The organism is Salimicrobium jeotgali, from assembly GCF_001685435.2.
Classification (GTDB): domain Bacteria; phylum Bacillota; class Bacilli; order Bacillales; family Halobacillaceae; genus Salimicrobium; species Salimicrobium album.
In genome coordinates this window covers 845,053-866,181 of the sequence record NZ_CP011361.2, presented here as the reverse complement: position 1 = coordinate 866,181, position 21,129 = coordinate 845,053, and the positions used below count along the sequence as shown (strand labels likewise).

Annotated in this window: 22 protein-coding genes; 5 read left to right on the top strand and 17 right to left on the bottom strand. The window is 46.2% G+C overall.

The genetic code is table 11. The features are described from left to right. Positions 1–76 precede the first annotated feature (76 nt). From murC to AAV35_RS04275, 7 genes are all read right to left on the bottom strand, one after another. The gene (murC, locus tag AAV35_RS04305; protein ID WP_008590847.1) at positions 77–1,384 is read right to left on the bottom strand and encodes a UDP-N-acetylmuramate--L-alanine ligase; all 1,308 of its coding nucleotides are present in this window, start codon (positions 1,382–1,384) and stop codon (positions 77–79) included. A gap of 178 nt (positions 1,385–1,562) precedes the next feature. Continuing rightward, entirely contained in the window at positions 1,563–2,675 is a 1,113-nt protein-coding gene (locus AAV35_RS04300) for a nicotinate phosphoribosyltransferase (protein ID WP_008590845.1), read from the bottom strand. A 77-nt stretch (positions 2,676–2,752) separates the two neighbouring features. Further along, entirely contained in the window at positions 2,753–5,200 is a 2,448-nt protein-coding gene (locus tag AAV35_RS04295; protein WP_008590843.1) for a DNA translocase FtsK, read from the bottom strand. A 146-nt stretch (positions 5,201–5,346) separates the two neighbouring features. Beyond that, the gene (gene ytpR, locus AAV35_RS04290) at positions 5,347–5,952 is read right to left on the bottom strand and encodes a YtpR family tRNA-binding protein (RefSeq protein ID WP_040609524.1); all 606 of its coding nucleotides are present in this window, start codon (positions 5,950–5,952) and stop codon (positions 5,347–5,349) included. Further along, positions 5,949–6,773, bottom strand: coding sequence for a DUF1444 domain-containing protein (locus AAV35_RS04285; RefSeq protein WP_008590840.1), 825 nt, complete (start codon positions 6,771–6,773; stop codon positions 5,949–5,951). Before AAV35_RS04285 ends, ytpR begins: the two co-directional genes overlap by 4 nt. 19 nt (positions 6,774–6,792) lie before the next feature. Beyond that, positions 6,793–7,107, bottom strand: a complete 315-nt coding sequence (locus AAV35_RS04280) for a thioredoxin family protein (protein WP_008590838.1) — start codon at positions 7,105–7,107, stop codon at positions 6,793–6,795. Between the two features lie 33 nt (positions 7,108–7,140). Continuing rightward, positions 7,141–8,169, bottom strand: a complete 1,029-nt coding sequence (locus AAV35_RS04275; protein WP_008590836.1) for a PTS sugar transporter subunit IIC — start codon at positions 8,167–8,169, stop codon at positions 7,141–7,143. Between the two features lie 130 nt (positions 8,170–8,299). On the opposite strand from AAV35_RS04275, the gene AAV35_RS04270 reads away from it, so the two are divergent. Further along, positions 8,300–8,740 carry a YtoQ family protein gene (locus tag AAV35_RS04270; RefSeq protein ID WP_008590834.1) on the top strand — a complete coding sequence of 147 codons (441 nt, stop codon included), beginning with the start codon at positions 8,300–8,302 and terminating at the stop codon, positions 8,738–8,740. A gap of 129 nt (positions 8,741–8,869) precedes the next feature. Here the strand turns inward: AAV35_RS04270 and AAV35_RS04265 are convergent, their stop codons facing one another. Together AAV35_RS04265 and AAV35_RS04260 are read right to left on the bottom strand one after the other, a co-directional pair. Continuing rightward, positions 8,870–9,373 carry a DUF84 family protein gene (locus tag AAV35_RS04265; protein WP_008590832.1) on the bottom strand — a complete coding sequence of 168 codons (504 nt, stop codon included), beginning with the start codon at positions 9,371–9,373 and terminating at the stop codon, positions 8,870–8,872. A gap of 98 nt (positions 9,374–9,471) precedes the next feature. After that, on the bottom strand, positions 9,472–10,539 hold the full coding sequence (locus tag AAV35_RS04260; protein WP_008590831.1) for a M42 family metallopeptidase: 1,068 nt from the start codon (positions 10,537–10,539) through the stop codon (positions 9,472–9,474). A 147-nt stretch (positions 10,540–10,686) separates the two neighbouring features. Between AAV35_RS04260 and AAV35_RS04255 the strand changes: the two genes are divergently transcribed. After that, a complete protein-coding gene (locus tag AAV35_RS04255) occupies positions 10,687–11,004 on the top strand; it encodes a PepSY domain-containing protein (protein ID WP_008590829.1) in 318 nt (105 codons plus the stop codon). Between the two features lie 113 nt (positions 11,005–11,117). On the opposite strand, the gene AAV35_RS04250 is transcribed toward AAV35_RS04255, so the two are convergent. Both AAV35_RS04250 and trmB read right to left on the bottom strand, forming a co-directional pair. Then, positions 11,118–11,963 carry a YtnP family quorum-quenching lactonase gene (locus tag AAV35_RS04250; protein WP_008590828.1) on the bottom strand — a complete coding sequence of 282 codons (846 nt, stop codon included), beginning with the start codon at positions 11,961–11,963 and terminating at the stop codon, positions 11,118–11,120. Positions 11,964–12,019: 56 nt separating this feature from the next. Then, positions 12,020–12,661: a tRNA (guanosine(46)-N7)-methyltransferase TrmB gene (trmB, locus tag AAV35_RS04245; RefSeq protein ID WP_008590826.1), complete on the bottom strand. Its 642-nt coding sequence runs from the start codon at positions 12,659–12,661 to the stop codon at positions 12,020–12,022. A 265-nt stretch (positions 12,662–12,926) separates the two neighbouring features. On the opposite strand from trmB, the gene AAV35_RS14480 reads away from it, so the two are divergent. Continuing rightward, a complete protein-coding gene (locus tag AAV35_RS14480; RefSeq protein WP_008590823.1) occupies positions 12,927–13,085 on the top strand; it encodes a hypothetical protein in 159 nt (52 codons plus the stop codon). Positions 13,086–13,157: 72 nt separating this feature from the next. Here the strand turns inward: AAV35_RS14480 and AAV35_RS04240 are convergent, their stop codons facing one another. The 4 genes from AAV35_RS04240 to pepV all read right to left on the bottom strand — a co-directional run bounded on the left by AAV35_RS04240 (position 13,158) and on the right by pepV (position 16,831). Further along, complete coding sequence (locus tag AAV35_RS04240) at positions 13,158–13,940, bottom strand: phosphotransferase family protein (protein ID WP_040609531.1); 783 nt, start codon at positions 13,938–13,940, stop codon at positions 13,158–13,160. 99 nt (positions 13,941–14,039) lie between these two features. Beyond that, on the bottom strand, positions 14,040–14,930 hold the full coding sequence (locus AAV35_RS04235; RefSeq protein ID WP_040609521.1) for an NERD domain-containing protein: 891 nt from the start codon (positions 14,928–14,930) through the stop codon (positions 14,040–14,042). Next, positions 14,918–15,451, bottom strand: a complete 534-nt coding sequence (gene thpR / locus AAV35_RS04230; RefSeq protein ID WP_008590818.1) for an RNA 2',3'-cyclic phosphodiesterase — start codon at positions 15,449–15,451, stop codon at positions 14,918–14,920. The genes AAV35_RS04235 and thpR overlap by 13 nt, the downstream gene beginning before the upstream one ends. A gap of 36 nt (positions 15,452–15,487) precedes the next feature. Continuing rightward, a complete protein-coding gene (gene pepV, locus AAV35_RS04225) occupies positions 15,488–16,831 on the bottom strand; it encodes a dipeptidase PepV (protein ID WP_008590816.1) in 1,344 nt (447 codons plus the stop codon). Positions 16,832–17,093: 262 nt separating this feature from the next. On the opposite strand from pepV, the gene AAV35_RS04220 reads away from it, so the two are divergent. Next, positions 17,094–17,291, top strand: coding sequence for a DeoR family transcriptional regulator (locus AAV35_RS04220; protein ID WP_065757339.1), 198 nt, complete (start codon positions 17,094–17,096; stop codon positions 17,289–17,291). Between the two features lie 59 nt (positions 17,292–17,350). Here AAV35_RS04220 and AAV35_RS04215 read toward each other — a convergent pair whose 3' ends face one another. Then, entirely contained in the window at positions 17,351–18,079 is a 729-nt protein-coding gene (locus AAV35_RS04215) for a pseudouridine synthase (RefSeq protein ID WP_008590813.1), read from the bottom strand. Between the two features lie 11 nt (positions 18,080–18,090). After that, positions 18,091–19,710: a putative polysaccharide biosynthesis protein gene (locus tag AAV35_RS04210; RefSeq protein WP_008590810.1), complete on the bottom strand. Its 1,620-nt coding sequence runs from the start codon at positions 19,708–19,710 to the stop codon at positions 18,091–18,093. A gap of 95 nt (positions 19,711–19,805) precedes the next feature. On the opposite strand from AAV35_RS04210, the gene AAV35_RS04205 reads away from it, so the two are divergent. Then, on the top strand, positions 19,806–21,071 hold the full coding sequence (locus AAV35_RS04205; RefSeq protein WP_008590808.1) for a BaiN/RdsA family NAD(P)/FAD-dependent oxidoreductase: 1,266 nt from the start codon (positions 19,806–19,808) through the stop codon (positions 21,069–21,071). Positions 21,072–21,129 lie beyond the last annotated feature (58 nt).

The following is a 21,129-nucleotide window of genomic DNA, read 5'->3' as shown; positions in this document are numbered from 1 at the left end:
CCGATGACACTCCCTAACTATAACATTATCAGGGGATTATAAAAATCCCCCGGAAGTCTTTATTTGTGTGCTTTTGTTACTCGGCTACGCTTTTCACTTTTGCTTCGTATTCTTTTTGGAATTTCTGAATATCTCCCGCTCCCATGAACAGAAGAACACCGTTTTTGTGCTCTTTCAATCTTTCTGTGTCTTCAATAGCAAGTATTTCAGCACCCGGAATGAGTTCCTGGAGATCGTTGATAGTCAGGTTACCTTTACTTTCCCGTGCAGAACCGAAGATGTCACACAGATAAACGTAGTCCGCTTCCTGCAGGCTTTCGGCAAACTCTTTGAGGAAAGCTTTCGTTCTTGAAAAAGTGTGGGGCTGAAAAATAGCTACCGCCGGACGCCCCTTATATTTTTTCCGTGCAGAGTCGATGGTGGCGGCAATTTCTATCGGATGATGAGCGTAATCATCTACGAGAATCTGCCCGCCCCATTCTTTCTCCGTGAATCTTCTCTTCACTCCGGCGAATGTTTTCAGTGCATTGATCTCTTCGGCCGGTATACCGTCATAGTCGCAGAGAGCGATGACGCTCAGTGCATTCAATACAGTATGCGATCCAAACTGCGGAATCGTGAAGGTCGCATAATAGGTACCTCTTACAAAGACATCAAAGGTAGTGCCTTCTTCTGTTTCGTACACATTTTTAGCCTGGAAATCATTCGACTCCTGAAAACCGTAATAAACGATAGGGACATTGGCTTTGATATGCTGCAGATGTTCATCATCCCCGCACGCAATTATACCTTTTCTTACCTGCATCGCCATCTGCTGAAATGCGTCATACACGTCATCGATACTTGTGAAGTAATCGGGGTGGTCGAAATCGACGTTTGTCATGATGGCATAATCCGGATAATAAGAAAGGAAATGACGCCTGTATTCACAGGATTCAAATACAAAGTATTCGCTGTTCTCCCCTCCCTTTCCGGTACCGTCCCCGATAAGGAAAGAGGTCGGGTAGGTTTCATCCAGTACGTGGGAAAGAAGACCGGTTGTGGAAGTCTTCCCATGGGCTCCGGTTACGGCGATACTCGTAAAACGTTTAAGCCACTCGCCCAAAAAGTCGTGGTAGCGGTAATAGGTGAGTCCAAGCTCTTTGGCCCGCTTTATTTCCTCGTGCTCATCACCAAAAGCGTTGCCGGCTATTACTACATATCCTTCTTCAATATTATCCGCAGAAAAAGGCAGTATTTTGATTCCCTTTTCTTCCAGAGCCTTCTGGGTAAAAAAGTATTTATCCACATCCGACCCCTGGACCGTTTCGCCCGAATCATGAAGTATTTGTGCCAGAGCACTCATACCCGTACCTTTAATACCAACAAAGTGGTAAGTAGTCATAAAAAAACCTCCGTAATAAATTCCATATAGGTAAACTTATATGTATTATTCAGTAATGTAAATTTCCCAGCTTAGTGCTATATCATTTTATCACGTTCTTTTAGTAATCAAAAGCAGGAAGTATGTCCTTCTGTCACAATGAAAAAAGCACGAATTCCTTCGTGCTTTTTATCCATTACTAATGTCCGGGAACAAAATCAACTTTCTCCAGTCGCGGGTTCGGGGTATATTTACGACCCTGCTTCGCTTCCTGTTCCCCGTTCAACAGAACATTATCCCCGGTAAAACCGATGGTGATATCCAGCAGACTCCCGCCGACTCCGTACATATCCACCGGAACTTTATTCTCTTCAAAATGACGGATACGATCTTCCGAGAATCCACCGCTCACTATTATTTTCACGTGATTGTACCCTTCCCTGTTGAGGGCTTTCCTGAGTGCAAATACGAGTTCAGGATTGACTCCACGCGGGTCAAAAGTACCCATAAGATGTTCATTTCTCAGGAAATATTTATCGACAAGGGTTCGGGATGTATCAAGACGCACACCCTTCAGATCATCGCCGAACTCCCGGGCGACTTTCAGGGAGTCCCCGATAACGTCGTTGTTGTAATCTACAAGGGTCGTCAATTCGTCTTCGGGGAACTCTTCCTGATAAGCTTTCGTTGCGGCTACTACATCCCCTTTGAACATCTGGAGTAATGCGTGGGGCATAGTACCCATACCTGCTTTCCCCCACCACTCATTCATGGCGTGGGTGGCCTGGGCGGTGGAGCCGCCTATGAAAGCCGAGTAGCCGTCTCCTGCCTGTTGTGTATAATGATCATCCCGGTCACCCATAAAAATTATCGGTTTTTGTTTCCCGGAAGATCTCGCCGCTTTCACTACATTATACACATTAGTAGCTACCGAGGTTCTTCTCGCGAGAATACCGTCGATAATTCCTTCGAGATAACCGAACTCCTGATAAGGACCGCTGATTGTCAACACAGGTTCAAAAGGGCTGACACGATCCCCGTCCTTAAGTGAGTAAACCTCCAGGGATCCGGGATTTTCTGCAAACGTGTGGATAAGAGCTATAGCTTCATCCGTACCGCAGAGAACCGCATGACTCTTTTGGAAAAACTGCATGGTTACAGTGTTATCGGCTACATGTTTCTTTACGATATCATTGGTTTTAAGAAAATAAACCGCTGAAAACCATCCCTCACCGATACGTTCATCGAATTTAAATGTTTTGTTCGTCAAACGGGATATTTCCCCATTCAGTTTTTGTAATATTTCCTTCATAGCTTTACTCCTTATCCGTTTAAATCGTCACTGCTTCACTTCTATCATAATGAAACGCCGAGCTTTTCACAAGGGATTCAGGATAGTTCCCCCTGCTTCCATTCTTCCGACTGCTGTTCGGTAAGCAGTACATCTCTCGGCTTACTGCCTTTCTGTGAAGATATGATCCCGTGCTCCTCCATCTGGTCGACCAGACGGGCGGCACGGTTATATCCTACCCGGAACCTTCGCTGAATAAGAGAAGCACTGGCCCCGTTCTGAGATAGGACGAAGCGGACCGCCTCATCAAACAGAGAGTCCGTCTCTTCTTCATTATTTATATGATTCAGTAATTCTTCCTGTTCAAACAAATAATTGGCAGGTGCGATATTTTTCATGAATCCGGTGACTCTCGTTATCTCCTCATCAGAAACGAAAGCTCCCTGAACTCTTTGCGGAGTCCGGTCCCCGTTACCCATAAACAGCATATCCCCTTTACCGAGAAGTTTCTCGGCGCCGCCGGCATCCAGCACGGTTCTGGAATCAGCCTGGGAGGAAACACTGAAAGCTATCCTCGTCGGGATATTCGCTTTAATGAGCCCCGTAATGACGTCCACGGAGGGTCTCTGAGTAGCTACAAGCAGGTGAATACCACAAGCTCTCGCTTTCTGTGCTATTTTACAGATGGCATCCTCCACTTCCTGCGGAGAAGTCATCATCAAGTCAGCAAGTTCATCGATTACGATTACGAGATACGGGAGCTTTTTCTCGCTTTTCCCTTCCCGGATCACTTTGTCGTTGTACTTCTCAACATCACGTACGCCATATTCCACAAATTTCTCGTAGCGTTCCTCCATCTCTTTCACTGCCCACTTCAGGGCAGAAGTTGCTGCTTTCACATCCGTAATGACCGGGGAGACGAGCTGAGGTAGACCGTTGTACGGAGCAAGTTCCACCATTTTCGGATCGATGAGCATGAATTTGACGTCTTCATAGTGCGATTTATAGAGCAGGCTGAGCAGGATTGTATTAATGCATACACTCTTACCGGAACCGGTAGCTCCGGCTATCAGCCCGTGCGGCATATCTTTCAGGTCCGTTACGGAAGGTATGCCTGCGATATCGAGGCCGAGACCGACTGTAAGAGGAGAATCGGAGTTCGTGAATTCTTCCGTTTCAAAAATTTCCTGAAGACCCACCATCTGTGATTTATGGTTCGGCACTTCAATGCCAACGGCCTGTTTCCCCGGTATCGGTGCTTCCATTCTGATGTCTCTGGCAGCCATCTTCAATTTAATATCGTCGGAGAGATTGGTGATTTTACTAACTTTCACTCCCGGCTCGGGTTGCACTTCAAACCTGGTTACCGTAGGTCCCTTCATCGCATCTGTAACTTTGGCTTTTACCTGGAACTGCTGAAGGGTGTTTTCAAGCTGCTCCATCTGTTCGATGATAATCGTATCTTCATTCTCTTCCCTGACGACTTTATCGTTGAATAAATAGAGAGGTAACTCGTATTCTCTTCTATTGTCTGTCTCTCTCTTAGCTTCTCCGGTCAGATCGTTCTGTTCCGGCAGTTCTGCAGTCTTCTCAGGTTCTGCAGTCTTCGGAGACGTATTTTGTTCCTCTGGTTTCTTGTCTCTCGATCTTTTGTCCTTCGGAGTCATAATTACATTGAAGGGGACGGAAGATCGGCTGCTCTTCGTTTCTTTGTTCCCAGGCTTTTCTCTGGTAATGATCGTCGCAGGTTCCGAAGTCTCTTCTTCCGCTGCGTTTTCCTTCTCCTCAGCTGCCCTCTCTGCTGCCCTGAACGTCCCCTGCCCTGTTTCTTCTACAGGCTTTTCTTCTTCCGGAACAGCAGTCTCCGGCTCCCCGTTTCTTACTTCGTCTTCTTCCTGTACCGGCAGCTCTTCTTCGGTAGACCCGGTATCCTCTTCTATAGAAAGGAAGACTTCCGTGCCCGCATCTCCGGAAACGTCAGATTCTTCTTCCACTTCGTCTTCCATATCCAAAAATTCAGATTCCGCAACCGTCTCCGGCGCCTCCTCTGTTTCATAATCCGGGATCCCCTCTTCCTCAGAGGGAATCAACTCGTTTTCTTCTGTGATTTCTTCATCTTTTCCATAATTTCTTTGCCGTTGAAACCCATGGACCGGGGACGGAACCGCCGTAGGGGTGAAGGGTTTGGCAGAAGGAGAAGGTCTCTTTTCTTTTTCTTCGGCATTTTCCTTCTTTCTTCGGTAGTTGAACTGCTCAAAACCTTTGTTATCCATACTTTCCTCCGACTGCGTCCTTCTGGTACGCTGTCTTGTTCGCTGCAGGCTTTTGTCTGCTTCCGCTTCTTTTGTTTCCTTCTTCACGCGGGAGTTGTCAGCAGAGTTATCCGGAATCATCGGAAAGCGGAACGAGCCGGTTTTCGGGTAATGGTACGTCATTTTTGATTTTGCTTCCGAACTTCGATATGTAGGAGCCGTTCTGTCTTCTTCAGGTAATTCTTCTTCCGGTTCAAAAAGCTGTTTACATTTATCGATGAATTGTTTCCACATATTTATTCACTCTTTCTTTGCATACTTTTCTTTCTATTGTATCAGCTTTTTCCTCCGTTGTGTTTTTCAAAAAAGTTAAAAATGCAAAGAGGCCCGCACCTCTTTGCATTTTTGATTTATTGTATCCCGGTATCTTTTATTCAACTTTATACAGGAAAAGGGGCTCCGACTTCATAAGAGTCATCCAGCACAAGAATACCTTTTCCTTCCGAACCGTCCGAGAGGTGAAGCTCTTTACTGGAGCAAATCATTCCGCTTGAAGCTGTGCCTCTCAACTTAGCATCCTTGATTTTCATACCCCCGGGCATGACGGCACCGACTTTAGCAACTACCACTTTCTGTCCGGCGTCCACATTAGGAGCTCCACAGACGATCTGCACCTGCTGATCTCCAAGATCAACCTGACAGACGCTCAGTTTATCGGCATTTTCATGCGGTTGAATCTCCGCCACATAACCGACGACGAATTTCTCTTCCAGGTCCAGATCGAGGTTATCATTAAGATTCTGGTCGGAAAATAACTTTTTAAGTTCTTCGAGTTTCTCTTCGTCCATCCGCATCTGCCCATTGCCCAGATCGCTGAAGTGACGGGAAGCATTGAAAATATTGTAACCGAGGACAGAACCGTCCGTTTTATCCGTAATCTTCACTATATCTCCGAATGCTTCATGTGTTCTGTTATCTCTATCAGTTTCATTAAACGGAATGAGCAGTACGTCACCGACGCCCTTCTCGTTATAATAAATCATCACGTTTCATCGTCCCCTTTTTTTTCCTTCGGTTTTTTCTGTGCAAGTATGAATATAGGTTCCAGCTCCCCATTTTCGTATAGGAAAGAAAGGGAAGTTACCGGTACAAGACCTTCCGCAAAAAACTTCATCGCCATCTGGGCCAGTATATCGTATCCGCCTTCATTCTGTATGTCGGCAAAGATGATTACGTCCTGATGGGGAATACTTATAGCCAGTTCCCCTTTGCATTCTGCTTTCATCTCTTCGAGTAAGGACTCATTCAATATTCTGCTGGCGTCGTAACCATCATTCAATGACTGAAAATAGAAGTCGTTTCCGTATACGGTGTCTTTTCGCAGACTCACTTCGAGGGACCGGGCGTTGAAAGAGGCGACTTCTTTCATTCGATCGATACTCCAGCCTTCCTCTTCCAGTTTCTGGTAGTCGATGAGCTGATACGATTTTCCAAGATCAAGAGCGTAATAAATTCTTGTTTCGGCCGTGTGTTCGGTGTAAACCAGTTTCTTTCCGTTTTCAGTTTCTGTTGGAAAAGAAGCGGCCCGGATCACGGGATATACGTTCTTTTCCTGGCCGGAAAGTTCCGTATTCTCATTCATGACCCTAAGCGCTTCGCGAATATGTTCTTCGAGTTCATCCAGGGAATTTTCTCCTTTTTCCTGCCATTTGGAGATGACATTCGGCACTGTTACTGTAATGCCTTCTCCGGAGTGTTCCCACTCCACGCGAAAAGTATCTTTATCCCTGTTGAAAGAAGTTCGCCAGCCGTTCTCATCAAGGCGCTCTTCCAGTTTTTTCTTCATTTGTATGCTCGTCATTTTCATCGGTAAAACTCCTCTTTAATCATTTCGCTTCGTCGATGAAACTCTGTATTTCCTCCAGTGTCTTGCGATCTTTACTGACAAACCTGGCTTTCTCTTCCCCGCTTTTAAAAGCAAGGAAACTCGGGATGCCGAAAATGGAATAATCCGCGCACAAGTCAATGAAGTCATCGCGATCGACGTACACAAACGTCCATTCCGGATTTTCACGTTCCAGCTCCGGTAACTCAGGTTCAATAACCCTGCAGTCCGGGCACCAGGCTGCCGAAAACATAAAAACAGTCTGCTCGTTTTCTGCTAACTGTTCAAATTCTTCCACTGATTGCAAACGGTCCATACGTATCCCTCCATGAGTCATTGTAGCATACCACTAGCTGGTTTCAATCGCCAGGTCTCCCGGTTTAATCCATCCTTTTCTTCTGAACCATATACCGAGAATGATAGTGACGATTATGGGAACCGAAAAATGGGTTACGAGAATTGCGATACCGACTTCCCTGCTCCAGCCCATCGTTTCCACCGTCATAATCTGACCGACGAATCCGCTCGTGCCCATACCCGCGCCGGCAGCATTATTTTCGAGAGTGAATACTACAGTGGCCAGCGGCCCGACTGCTGCTCCTGCTATAACGGGAGGAATCATAGTCACCGGTTTTTTAATCACATTCCCGATTTGAAGCATGGACGTTCCGATCGCCTGGGCGATTATCCCACCCGTCGTATTATCTTTATAGCTGAGTACGGCAAAGGAAATCATCTGGGCTGCACAGCCGGCTGCTGCCGCCCCCGCCGCTACTCCCTCAAGAGAAAGCATTAAAGATATAGCGAGGCTTGAAATCGGCGCAGTCAGTGCGATACCCATCAGAACGCTTACCAGTATCCCCATCAGGACAGGTTCCTGGACTGTTGCCCAATTGATGATATTACCGAAACCCTCAAGAAAAGCACTTATCGGGATCCCGATAAGTGACCCGGCCGTATATCCTGTCACTATCGTCACTAACGGAGTCAGTATAATATCGAGGCTCGTCTCTTTACTGATCAGCTTTCCAAGTTCCGTACTGATAAGGGCTGCAGTGAAAGAGGCTGCAGGTCCCCCCGCTTCCGCACCGAGCGCCCCGCTGAAAAGGGCAGCAAACATTACGAGCGGCGGAGCATTCAGGCCGTACGCTACCGCTACTCCGATCGCCCCTCCCCATATAAGGACATTCATAAGCAGATCACCCATTTCTATTAAATGGGTGGAGAGAAAAGCGAGCGGCAGCCGTTCGCCGACAGTCTGGATAATAAGTCCGATAATAAGAGACGAAAATAATCCGAGGGCCATATAACTCAATGAGTCGATGAAATAAATTTTCGGTGAAAGGGAAACCCCTTTTTTCTCTAAATAAGCTCTCACATCTTGCCCTCCTTCCCACTTCTATCAGCATACGTCAATGTATATACACATGTAAACATTATTATGCAGGATTAATTTCCTGTTTCTGAGGGTATACTTGACTCTGAACTATTAATTCAGGAGGGATTGCATGGAATTACGTGTATATCTGGCAGGTCAGATACATGATGCATGGAGAGATGAACTGAAACAGAAAGCCGAGAAAAAGGATCTTAAAGTGAAATTCGTCCACCCTCAGGAGAATCACAGTCGTTCCGACAACGTCGGAGAGGATATCCTCGGGGAGCAGCCGAATAAAGAAATCAAAGATGACAAAGCTTCAGCCATCAACAATTTCCGCACCAAACTGCTTATGGAAAGATCCGATGCCGTCATAGCCTATTTCGGTGAGAACTATAAACAGTGGAATACCGCTATGGATGCCGGTATTGCCATTCAGGCCGGTAAGCCGACGATTCTTATTCGCGATGAAAGTCTGATTCATCCGTTAAAAGAACTTTCAAATCAGGCTACTGTAACGGTAGAGAATATCGATCAGGCGATTGAAGTATTGAATTACGTATACGAATGAGTAAAAGCAATCACGCATGAATGGCGTGATTGCTTTTTTAGAAATAACTGTTTATAAAGTGCACTGAACACAGAAAGAAGAAATTCCTGATGAAAAGTGCGTAACAAAACTTCACGGAATGAATGAGGCTTACAGATTATCGTATTCCCACTGGCCTTTCAGTAGCGTCACGATATGCCGGAACATTTTATCACGATTCATTTGTCCATTCGTAAAAATGCCGACTGCCCCTTCTTTTTTACGTACGTCACTCTTCTGGGCATACTTCTCCATAACTTCCCCCAGTTCCAGTCCCTTACTCATCTGCTCATGAATTTCATCAGGGAGGGGAATCCGGGCTCCTGCCGCCGTATAAATGTTCTCCTGTTGATCAACGAGAGCCCCCCAGTTGCACAGATAAAGATCGTCCCCAATCTCCATCACGCCGCCCTCAAGACCTATACCGAGATCCGCTTTAGCGGTCATTGCACATTCACGGGCCCGATGAATAGCTCCTTCGAGCGTTTCTTCATCCGAGAAGGGCTGCGAGGAAACTTTTGAATCCACGTCCATTTCCACTACCGTATCGTTCTCAAAAACATCAGTTACTGCAGTCAACTTGGAAGGATTCAAAGAACCTACATAAATTTTCATATCGTCCACCTGCACTATTCTTAAAGTATGATTTACTCATTATAGCAAAAAAAACGCCCAGCCTAAACCACATACAGCTGAGCGTTGTACATTCTCCTTTATACGTTCTTTCTGATCTGTTCAAGTGCGTTGGTGTCTGTCGTTCTTACGAGTTTTTTAAGCAGTTCCTTTGCCGCGGCATAGTCATCGACGTGAATGATCGAAGAAGAGGTATGAATGTATCTCGAACATATTCCGATAACCGAAGAAGGCACGCCGTCATTGGCGATATGAACACGACCGGCATCGGTGCCTCCCTGAGATACGAAATACTGGTAAGGGATATCGTTCGACTCGGCTGTATCAAGAATGAATTCTCTCATGCCCCGGTGCGTAATCATCGTTTTATCAAAAATGCGCAAAAGAGCTCCTTTACCTAACTGACCGAACTCTTTGCTCTCTCCGGACATATCATTCGCAGGAGATGCATCCAGAGCGTAGAAAATGTCAGGTTTAATCATGTTGGCAGCAACCTGCGAGCCGCGCAGTCCGACTTCCTCCTGAACTGTAGCACCGGAGTACAGTTCGTTCGGCAGCTGTTCACCCTGGAGTTCTTTCAGAAGTTCCACGGAAAGCCCGCATCCGTACCGGTTATCCCAGGCTTTAGCCATGATCTTCTTCTCGTTGGCCATTGTAGTAAAAGGACACACGGGCACAATCGGCTGACCGGGTCTGATACCTATGTTTTCTGCATCTTTTCTGTCGTCCGCCCCGATATCTATCAGCATATTTTTAATTTCCATCGGTTTATTCCGCTGCTCTTCCGTAAGATTGTGCGGAGGGATGGATCCGATGACTCCGGTTACGCTTCCTTTATCCGTCATAATCTGAACGCGCTGTGCCAGCAGTACCTGGCTCCACCAGCCCCCGAGCGGCTGAAAACGGAGCATTCCATTCTCCGTAATCTGCGTAACCATAAATCCGACCTCATCCATATGACCGGCGACCATGACCCGTGGGCCTTCCCCGTTTTTCTTTCCGAAGACACCACCCAGTTTATCCTGTACTATTTCATCCGAATATTTTTCCAGTTGCTCTTTCATGAACGTGCGTACGTTCCGCTCGTTACCCGGAGCGCCCGGTAGTTCTGTCAACGTGCGGAACAGCTGCTTTGTCTCCTGATTCATGTATGTACAACCCCTTTTTTATTTCTTCCTTCTATTTTAACGAAAGTTCTATCTGGTTGCTACAATTCACATCTTAAAGTTTAGATTTTCTTTTCAACGGATACTTTAGTATAATGGAAGATATCATAATTAGTAGAGGTGAATATCATGGATTGGAAAAAAGTAACGCTTGCCACCGGAGCCGGAATTCTTGCCGGTTACGTAGTAAAAGAACAGATTTCTTCGAAAAAAGGGGTAAACCCGGAAAAAGCTTTGAAAATAGCTAAAGAAGCATTCAAAAAGCAGGGCCCTATCAGCGGTTCCTGGATTTACATGAAACCTGAACAGTTGAACAAGAACGGTATCAACTACAACGTATATCGCGGTGGAATCTCCCGTAATCAGGACGGAGAAACGTCCCAGTACGAATTTTTCATCGACAGTGCTACAGGTACAATAGTTGACGTATCGGAAGAAGCGTCTTAACAGTTACAGACAGATAATAAGAAATCCGAACTGTTCCGGAGGAGACTTCAAAGTGTCCCGGAATGTTCGGATTTTTTTATATACATATGAAATGCCGGATGTTCAGGAAACGGTCAGTCCCGTTCCCTTTTTACTTCCTTTACGACTTCCCCTTCTTCGTCGAACTTAAGCGCACGATAGTAGGCATCATGGTAGAAAGTGTACCAGGCGCCCTTTTGATACCCTTCATCCATCCATTTATCCTTCTCGTGAACGCTCGTAACCGGGTAATCATCAAAAGCGAGCGCCCACAATTTGTTCTGATGGGCGTGAGTAGGCATAAGATCGGCCATATGAATGAAAATGTCTTCCCCGCGTTCGAACCTGATAACGGCATGACCGTTACTGTGACCGCTCGTATGCATCATTTTCAGACCGGGGAGCACTTCCCATTCGTTCCTGAAAGTTTCCACCTGACTCTGGATCGCTTCCCAATTTTCCCTCCAGTATGTATTCTTCGAGCGCATATTCGGGTTTCTCATTTCTTCCCATTCCGTTTCACTCGTTATAATCGTGGCTTTCGGGAATACGGAGACATACTCTTCACCCTTTTTCTCCGTAAGTCCGCATGCGTGGTCGAAGTGAAGGTGGGTCATGAGAACGAAGTGGATATCGTCACGGGTGAGTCCTGCTTCCCGAAGAGATTCATCTATGCGGCTCTCTTCAGTAACTCCGAAGTTCCTCATCTGCTTATCCGTAAGTTTGCCATTTCCCATGCCGGAATCGATGATAAGATTTTTTCCGTCCACCTGGAGAAGGATCGGGTCCGTACGAAGCTCAATCTGGTTTTTGTCATTCACCGGGTATTTACGGCTCCAGAGCGGCTTCGGAACAACTCCGAACATAGCACCGCCGTCGAGATGATTGTTCCCGCCCGCAAGCCATGTAAGAGAAGCATCACCGATTGTCAATTTTTCCATAATCATTCCCCCTTTCTTTCAATAGTAGCATAATCCCCGCTTACATGTAAGCGTTATCAAATTCTGTTGATGACCTCACATCTGTAGATCGGCTGACCTTTGGCCGAGAATTTCTGTTCGTACTCGGTCATGACGTTACTTTCGTCCTCGAGTTCATGTAAATCAAGTGTCACATCTTCCAGAGTCATCCCGAATTTCGAAAAACTCGATAGCGAATATTCGAACAGACTGCGGTTATCCGTTTTTAATGTGATTCTCCCGTCCGATTTCAATACATCCCGGTACTGTTCCAGAAATGTTTCATGGGTCAGTCTTCTTTTATGATGTTTTTTCTTAGGCCACGGATCGGAAAAATTCAGGTAGATATGGTCGATCTCATCTGTCCCGAACATATCCCGCAGATCTTTGGCATCTTCATTAACCAAAACGACATTTTCCACTTCTGCCGTCTTCACTTTTTTGACAGCTCCGACCATGACCGTTTTGACCCGTTCGATCCCCAGAAAATTAACTTCGGGGAACTTTTCTGCCATTCCTGCTATGAACTGGCCTTTCCCTGCGCCTATTTCCAAGTGGAGCGGCTGTTTTTTCGAAAAAGACTGCTGCCAATTTCCTTTATTGGAAAACGGCTCCTCGGCAAGAATGTGGTTGTTCTCCTTTAAAAAATCATCCGCCCATGGTTTATTACGATTTCTCACATATATTCCTCCTTTATTCTTTCATTATCGTACCACGTTTCCTTCCGGGAAAAAATTAATTATCAATTTTGGACTATAACAGCGTATGAATGAGTATATGCGTTAATATAATCGCATAAGCATACCTGACAGCCGTTACTTCGGCTTGAGCTTATGAAAGGGGATATATGGACTACTTTCGTTGTTGGGTTGTAAGCGCTTCCTGATCTATGATTATATATGTGCAAAAGAAATCATATTATAAATTTAAAATGGAGTTGAAAAAATGAATTTACTACGTAGTGTTATCGATCTTGCAGTTGTAGCGGCTGTCGGAGTATTGTTTGTAGGTTACAGCCTGTTCGTTTACCCGGTGGAAGTCCTGAACGAAAAAACCAGTTCGAAGGCCCGCGAGAACGAACTTAAGTACGCGCCGGAACTGTAATACTTCGTGCACTTTCATTTAAAATGTAAAAAACCCCTGCGTTACCGGTTTTTGCCGGATAACCAGGGGTTTTTATATTACTTTCTCAAGCAGATAAAGCCGATGCGCCACTTCATCTTCCTCTTCACGCATATCATGCCACTGTATGAAAGCCAGTAACTGAGAAATAGCATACCATTTCATTTTCCCGTACAACTCATCGGTAGCTTTTATTCCGTAATAAGTCAGCCACTCGGCCCAATGCTCCTCCGGTACATAAAAATAAAGGAGCATACCAAGGTCGAGAGCGGGATCGGCGACCATAGCATTATCCCAGTCTATGAGATACAAATACTCATCCTCCGACAGGAGCCAGTTGTTATGGTTCGTATCACAGTGACAGACGACACAGTCCGCATCATCTATCGAAAAACAGTTTTCCTGTAAGTAAGCTATCGCCTTCTGCACTCCCGCATGGTGCCGCAACCTGGGAGTCAGAGCCAGATCATTTATTATATCCGTCAAAATATCTGCCGGGGACAACGGTGTTTTCCCCAGACGCATCAGCATATCTAATAATTCTTTGGAATAGTGGATTTTACTGAGCAGTTCTGCAACCCGGGGATGAGACATCTCCTCGGGTTCAAGTTCACGCCCTTCCATCCAGTCCTGAGCTGTAATAACGTCTCCGCTTTCCAGACGTTTCGTCCAGACAAGCTTCGGTACAATCCCCTCCGCTGAGAGCACAGCAAGAAAAGGGGAAGAATTACGCTTTAAAAACAAGCGTTTTCCTTCCTTTTTCTTTGCATAATAAGCTTCACCCGTCGATCCCCCGGCCGGAGTGATCGACCATTCGTCCCCTAATATGTGTTCCAACCAGTTCACCTTCAATTCCTCAATTCCTGTTGAGTATTCTCGGTCCCGCTTCTTAATTTAACTCAATAAGATTAACGTAAAAGGACCATTTCTTTCAAGTTATTCCGATTCCTCCCACTCCGGTGCTTTTACAGAAGTGACTCTCGCGTGTTTCATGAGAAGCTGAGCAGCCTTAAGCTGGGAGTGTTTTAAAGGCATCTTAAGCATACGCTTTTTATTCATCCAGTCCTCATGTTCCGCTTTCCCTATATATTCCGTCGAATATGGGGGGACGGTTTCCTGGAAGATGGCACCGGGAGCAAGAACTATTTTTCGATACGGAAATGTATGATTATATGTCTGCAGAACGCTGCGTACGTACGTTTCCGACCTGTGCAGCCGAAGAATGGGGTTAGGGATTTTTCTTCTTACTCCGCTTTCTTCCAAAATCCAGCTTCTCCCCTCCTCCGGGTGTATTATCGTACCCTCCTCAACATCAAGGTGGACGATAATATCGATCCGGTCCGGGCCGATCAGTATCTGGTCCAGTTCAAGAACTGCACGTTTCATCTCCACCAGCGGTTCATACATCAGCAAAAATGTGTCGGGAAAGCGTTGCAGATAATATTTCAACAGGTCATCCCGTTCATAGCCCCAGTCTACGAATGACTTTTCCTGCAGCGTAGTGGATGCCCATTTTAATTGAAAATGAAGAAGCTGGTTCAGAAATTGAATTTTCAATTCTTCTTCATCGGCAGGTATTTCCGGCTGAACCTCCTGCTCCTCCCATACTTCCTCTTCTCTGTTTCGAACTCTGTTCCAAATCCGCTTCAACAGGCCGCTTTCATCTGAAACAGCTTCTTCCTGCTCTTCGTAAAGTCCGCCATTTTTCCAGGCTTTATTGAGCCCTTCCCAGTTTTTCTTTTTCATCTGGATGAATTCACCGGTATAGTGGAAAATATTCGATTCATAGCGCGAAATGTAATCCTGAAGCTTAATCAATTGTGCCATCTCTTCACCTGACCCTTAAGTGTAACTGATGTCACCGGTTCATATTTGGGAATGCTGCCCGGATGGACTTTGAATAAGGTGCACGTGTCCACATCCCAGGACAGGAAGCTGCCGCTTTCTATTTCAGGGAGCTCTCCTTTTCTCCATTTCTTTGCAAGGGTGATATGCGGGTGGAAACGGCCCGCCTCCCCTTCCTGAAAATAATTGAACAGTCGCTGCAGTTCCTCCGAGTGCGAGACGGACTGAAAAACGACTCTCGGATGTTGCGGGTTGCCGAAGAAACCGACTTCCCCGATCTCCAGATCGAATGGCGGGAAGGCTGAGGCCCCGGCCACCTTCTCTTTCCAGTATTCTATATCCTCCACCTCTCCGAGGAAACGGAGGGTAAGATGAAAATCTTCAGGGGCTGTCCATACTTTATAGTCCATCTGTTGTTGTAGTTTTTTTCTGTTTTCCAGCAGCCGTTCTTTAATGATTATATTCTTTACAGGGACTCCAAGAAAATAATGAGTGGATTTCAATTATATCACTCTCCTGCCCTTAAGAATAGATACCTGTTATCGCGTCCAAGTAAAAATAGCCTGTTTATATATGTCAATCGCCTTTCTCATATCTTCCTGAAGCACCATCTCATCTGCCTGATGAGCGGTGTCCGGACTTTCGGGAAAGACGGCACCGAACGCTACTCCTGTCTTTAGAACTCTGGCGTACGTTGCACCGCCGATCGCTTCCGGCGTCTCTTTTCTTCCGCTCACACTTCTGTACGCCTGCATCAGCGTCTGTATACCGGCGTGATCTTCCGGGAGATAGATGGAGGCCATATGATCCGTCTCTTTGAATGTAAGCCAGCCCGGGAGGGAATCTTTCATTTTATTTATGAGTTCCGCATATGATTCCGTAACAGGATAACGGATATTCAGACCGATTTCCCACTTCTCTTCATTCCCGTGAAGCGTTCCGACATTCAGGGTAAGAGCCCCGGAAACTTCGTCTTTCGAATCAATAGCCAGCCCTTCTCCCGTCGAATCGGATAAATATGTATTCATCCATTCTATCATTTCTTTCTGAGGAGCGGGGAAGGATACTCCGGCAAGGGATTTCAGTGCCTTTTTGATGGCGTTGACTCCCCGGTCCGGGGTGCTTCCGTGAGCTGATGAACCCGCAAATACGGCTGTCAGTTTTTCTCCGTTCCTGTAGACTTTCTCCGCTTCCGGAAACGTCAGTTCTTTTTCACCCCTGTGTATAATAGTAACCTCTGCCGCCTCCGGAACCATGTTCAACCGGCTGCCGCCCGAGATCGTTTCTATATACGTCATCTCCGAAGTGAAGTCTTCAGAATTGTCCCGAACCAGATGAATATCCCACAGTCCTTTTTCCGCGTGGATCACCGGGAAGACTGCATCTGGAGTGAAACCGAATTCCGGCATCTCTTCTTTTGTGAAATAATAGTCTATTCCCTTCCATTCTCTCTCTTCATCCGTTCCGGCTATTAAGCGCACTCTTTTACGGGGGACGAATCCTTCTTCTTTCAGCTCTTTCATAGCTATATAAGCCGCCATGAGCGGTCCTTTATCATCCTGAACCCCTCTTCCGAAAAGTTTGCCGTCTTTTTCTGTCAATTCAAAAGGAGGAACACTCCAGCCGCTTCCGGCCGGCACCACGTCCAGGTGGGCAAGTATGCCGAACAGTTCCTCCCCTTCGCCGAATTCAACGTGCCCTGCGTAGTCGTCAACGTTTTTAACGGTAAATCCATCTTCTTCCCCGATTTCCAGCAACTCATGCAGGGCCATTCGAACGTCTTTACCGAAAGGGGGTTCGTCTTCTTTATATACACTGGGTATCCGTATGAGTCTGTTCAGCCTTTTTACGAATTCATTCATAGTAGCGTAGTCGTTACTCATTTTTCTCATCCTTTCTTCTTTTTTATACCGGGAATTCCGCTATTCTGAACGAGCTGACGGTAATCCTGTCCCGCTCCGGTTTGTTCCTTGCGATCCCGTGAATTTTTTGTAAATTCGATGAATTTTCTGTAAAATAGTACAGGAAAGGTGGCTGATGCTTTCTCACTGTTGTACAATGAACGTATCCTCAAAGGGTTTTGATACGAGGCGCCATTGATACCGATACTGAAGGAGTGGTTTTTTGAATCGTCCATCGACACGTATGCTTGACCGTATTAAATCGACCTATCTGTTTATAAAGACAGAAGGTACCGTCTCAACGGCTCAGGTAGCTGAAGAATTTGGAATAACCGATCGAACCGTTCAAAGAGATTTACACGTACTGGAATATAATGGTCTTGTGTGCAGCCCTTACAGGGGAAAATGGAAAACGACAGAAAAAAAAGTGAAAGCATCGTAAAGGTAAGGCACCCGTCGTCGTAACGGGTGCCTTTCTTTAAGGTGATATAAGCCGGTACTCTATCCCTTATCTTTACTCGTAATGGTGTGCAGGTATTCGATTTCGTTTTCACGGAGCTCCCGGTATTCTCCCGGCTCGAGTTCTTCATCCAGTACAAGTTCTCCCATTTTGACCCGCTTTAATCTGGTTACCTTCTTCCCCCGTGCTTCAAACATCCGTTTCACCTGATGGAATTTCCCCTCCGTGATTACAAGTTCCACGTGAGAGATGTCGCCCGATTCTATAATATGAAGATTTGCAGGTCTGGTGACGTATCCGTCATCAAGGGTCACCCCTCGTTCAAATGCATCCGCATCGTCCCCGGTCACCTCTCCCGCAACTTCTGCGACATACGTCTTTCCTACTCCTTTCTTCGGAGAGGTAAGCCGATGGGACAGCTGACCGTCGTTGGTCAGCAGAAGGAGACCCTCAGTGTCCTTATCGAGCCGTCCGACCGGAAATGGGGAAAATACTTTGTCTTCCGGCTGCAGAATATCGACCACCGTCCACTCATTCTGATCCTCCGTTGCAGATATAAGGTCGCCCGGTTTATTCATCATTAAATAGATGAATCGCCGATACTCCACTTTCTCTCCCGCTACCGTTACAACATCTTCTTCCGGGTCTACATGAGTTTTTCCATTTTTCACAGGAGACTCATTTACGTGGACAGTCCCGCCTTTGAGTAATGATTTCACTTCTTTTCTCGTTCCATAGCCCATATTTGCCAGTAGTTTGTCTATTCTCATTCGTATCCTCCTCAGGATCTGTTGAATATTCGTTCTATCCGCTTCACCCGGTCGCCGAGCACATGCTCAAGCAGCGTGGATTTATAGGCCAGCGTCAGGTAAGTAAAAGCTCCGGCCACAATCCCGAGAAACAGTACTGCAAGTGCTCCCATGCGATTTTCCATCGGATTCCACCATACACCGCCGACCATTTTTACAAGCAGCACAACGATTGCCATAATGACGGTCAATATAGCAATGAATACGCTCCGTTTGAAAAGTTTTCTATACGAAAAATCAGTACTTCGCCGTATTTTCCACAGATTGAGAATGACTGCAGCTAGTACGGCGAGACCGGTGGAGATGATGGAACCTTTCGCTCCGAACAGCTGGATAAGAAGCGAGTTGGTCATGAGCTTAAGCAGTATTCCGACACCGAGGCTGACAACCGCAAAATTCTGCCGGTTAATGCCCTGCAGAATAGATGAGGTGACTGTAAACAATGCAAAAAATAACCCGACAGGGGCATACCATCCTAACAGATCACCGAAATAGTCAAGCTGTTCCAGACCGTAAAACGTTCCGTAAGCCTCCGTCGATAACAGAGACAGACCGACAACTGCCGGTATTATCAGCAGAGCGATAATTTGCAAAGCCTGGTTGATCTGTCCGTCAAGTTTATTAAATTCCCGTTTCGTAAAAGAACTTGTAATAGCAGGAAGTACGGTCACAGCCATGCCAAGTCCAAGCGTAACCGGTATGATGACCAGCTTATGACTGAGGACATGGATAGCAGGCAGGGCGTCTCCTGCAATGTCTGCAAGTCCTGCATCTGCCATCGCCTGTTTAAACGTAAATTGATCGATCAGCTGGTACAGCGGTGTTGCTATTCCTACTAATACAAAAGGTCCGGCGTAACTGAGCAATTCTTTAAACATATCCGGCGTTGTTAAACCGCTCTTCGTTTTCTGTTGTTTAAGATGCCTGTCCAGGTATGGTTTCCTTTTCTTCCAGTATGTAAGAAGTACGACCAGCGAAGCGATACCACCGACGAAAGCAGCGAACGTACTCATACCGATAGCCTGAGCGAGCGATGCATCCAATACGTAATACACTATGTATACGCCGGTAAGCAGGAAAGCGATCCGCACAATCTGTTCCATCACCTGAGATACTGCTGTAGGAGCCATCGATTCATGCCCCTGGAAAAATCCCCGTATTATACTCATGGAAGGGATGACGAGCAGGGCAAAACTGACCATGCGTACGACGTGAGTCGTATCCTGAAGCACCGCCGCCGAATCTTCATCGGAAAGGCTGAAAGAAGCTATTTTCTCAGCACCGAAAAACAGCAGCAGAAAAGCGATAATTCCCGTAGCCGCCATCAGATACATCCCGGAGCGGAACATATCCCGGCTCGTCTGGTAGTCTTCAAGGGCGTTATATTTGGAAACGAACTTTGAAACAGCCATAGGCACTCCGAGCGTCGAAAGGCTCAGAAGTATGTTGTACGGCGTGTAAGCGTAGAAGTACAGTTCAATACCTTCCGGGCCGACCATCTGTTCGAAAGGGATAGTATAAATCATTCCCAGAAACTTCGATAGGAAAGTCGCTCCGGTTAAAATCATCGTACCTTTTAAAATTTTAGACATAGCTTTATCTTCCTCTGCAAGTATTGTAGAATTAATCCTACTCATTCTATCATACATTTCATGAGAACACGTACCATCAGAAAGGTGAGAAATTCATGACTTATCACGTAACCGTCATCGGAGGCGGTCCTTCCGGGCTGATGGCAGCCATTGCTGCAGCCGAACAGGGCGCTTCCGTCCTTTTAATAGAAAAGGGTAAAAAACTGGGTACCAAACTGGCAATTTCCGGGGGAGGAAGATGCAACGTTACGAACCGCCTCCCTGAAGAAGAAGTGATCAAACATATCCCGGGGAACGGGAAATTTTTATACAGCCCATTTTCCGTTTTCAACAATTACGACATCATCTCTTTTTTTGAGGACCTCGGAGTCGGACTGAAGGAAGAAGACCACGGCCGTATGTTTCCGGCCAGCAACAAAGCACAGGATGTAGTGAAGGCTCTGCTCGCTTATCTCGACAGACTCCACGTGGAAGTCAGAAAAGAAACGAAGGTGGACGCTATACAGTACGGGGAATCCGGGCACACCGTCCACCTGGATGATTCGGAAAAGATTCGCACGAAATCCCTTATCATTGCCACTGGCGGTAAAGCCGTTCCTCATACAGGTTCAACGGGAGACGGATACAAGTGGGCAAAAACGGCCGGCCATACCATTACGACCCTGTACCCGACAGAAGTCCCTCTTCTTTCGAAAGATGCCTTCATTAAAGATAAGAAACTTCAGGGAGTTTCTTTGCGGGATGTGAATGTCAGCGTACTCAACCGTAAAAGTAAACCGATCATCACCCACAAAATGGACATGTTATTCACCCATTTCGGCATTTCGGGACCTGCCGTTCTGCGATGTTCCCAGTTCGCGGTAAAAGAATTCATGAAGGGACACAGACCGGTAACAATCGAGATTGATGCTCTACCCGAGCAGTCCCTGGAACAACTTACTGAAACATACCTTCAGAAGTCAAAAGATCATCCGAAAAAGACGTGGAAAAACACTGTTAAAGGAGTACTTCCGGAAAGAATGATCGACTTCCTGATGGAGGAGAACGGGATTACTCCGGAAGAGACGAATGCTCACCTGTCGAAAGAGCAGTTCCACTCTTTTCTGAAAAACCTGAAGTACTTTCACGTTTCCGTCCATGATTCCCAGCCGATTGAAAAAGCCTTCGTTACCGGAGGAGGAGTCTCTATCAAGGAAGTCGTTCCGAATACACTCCAATCCAAAAAAATGTCCCGCCTCTACTTCTGCGGAGAGATTCTGGATATTCACGGATATACCGGAGGATACAACATTACTTCCGCTCTCGTTACCGGAAATGTAGCCGGTATGAATGCAGCGTGGGAAGGTATGAGTGAAGGGTAGAAAATTTCCTATCCCACATACTCCCTTATATTTCAAAATGCTCAATAATTATGTATCA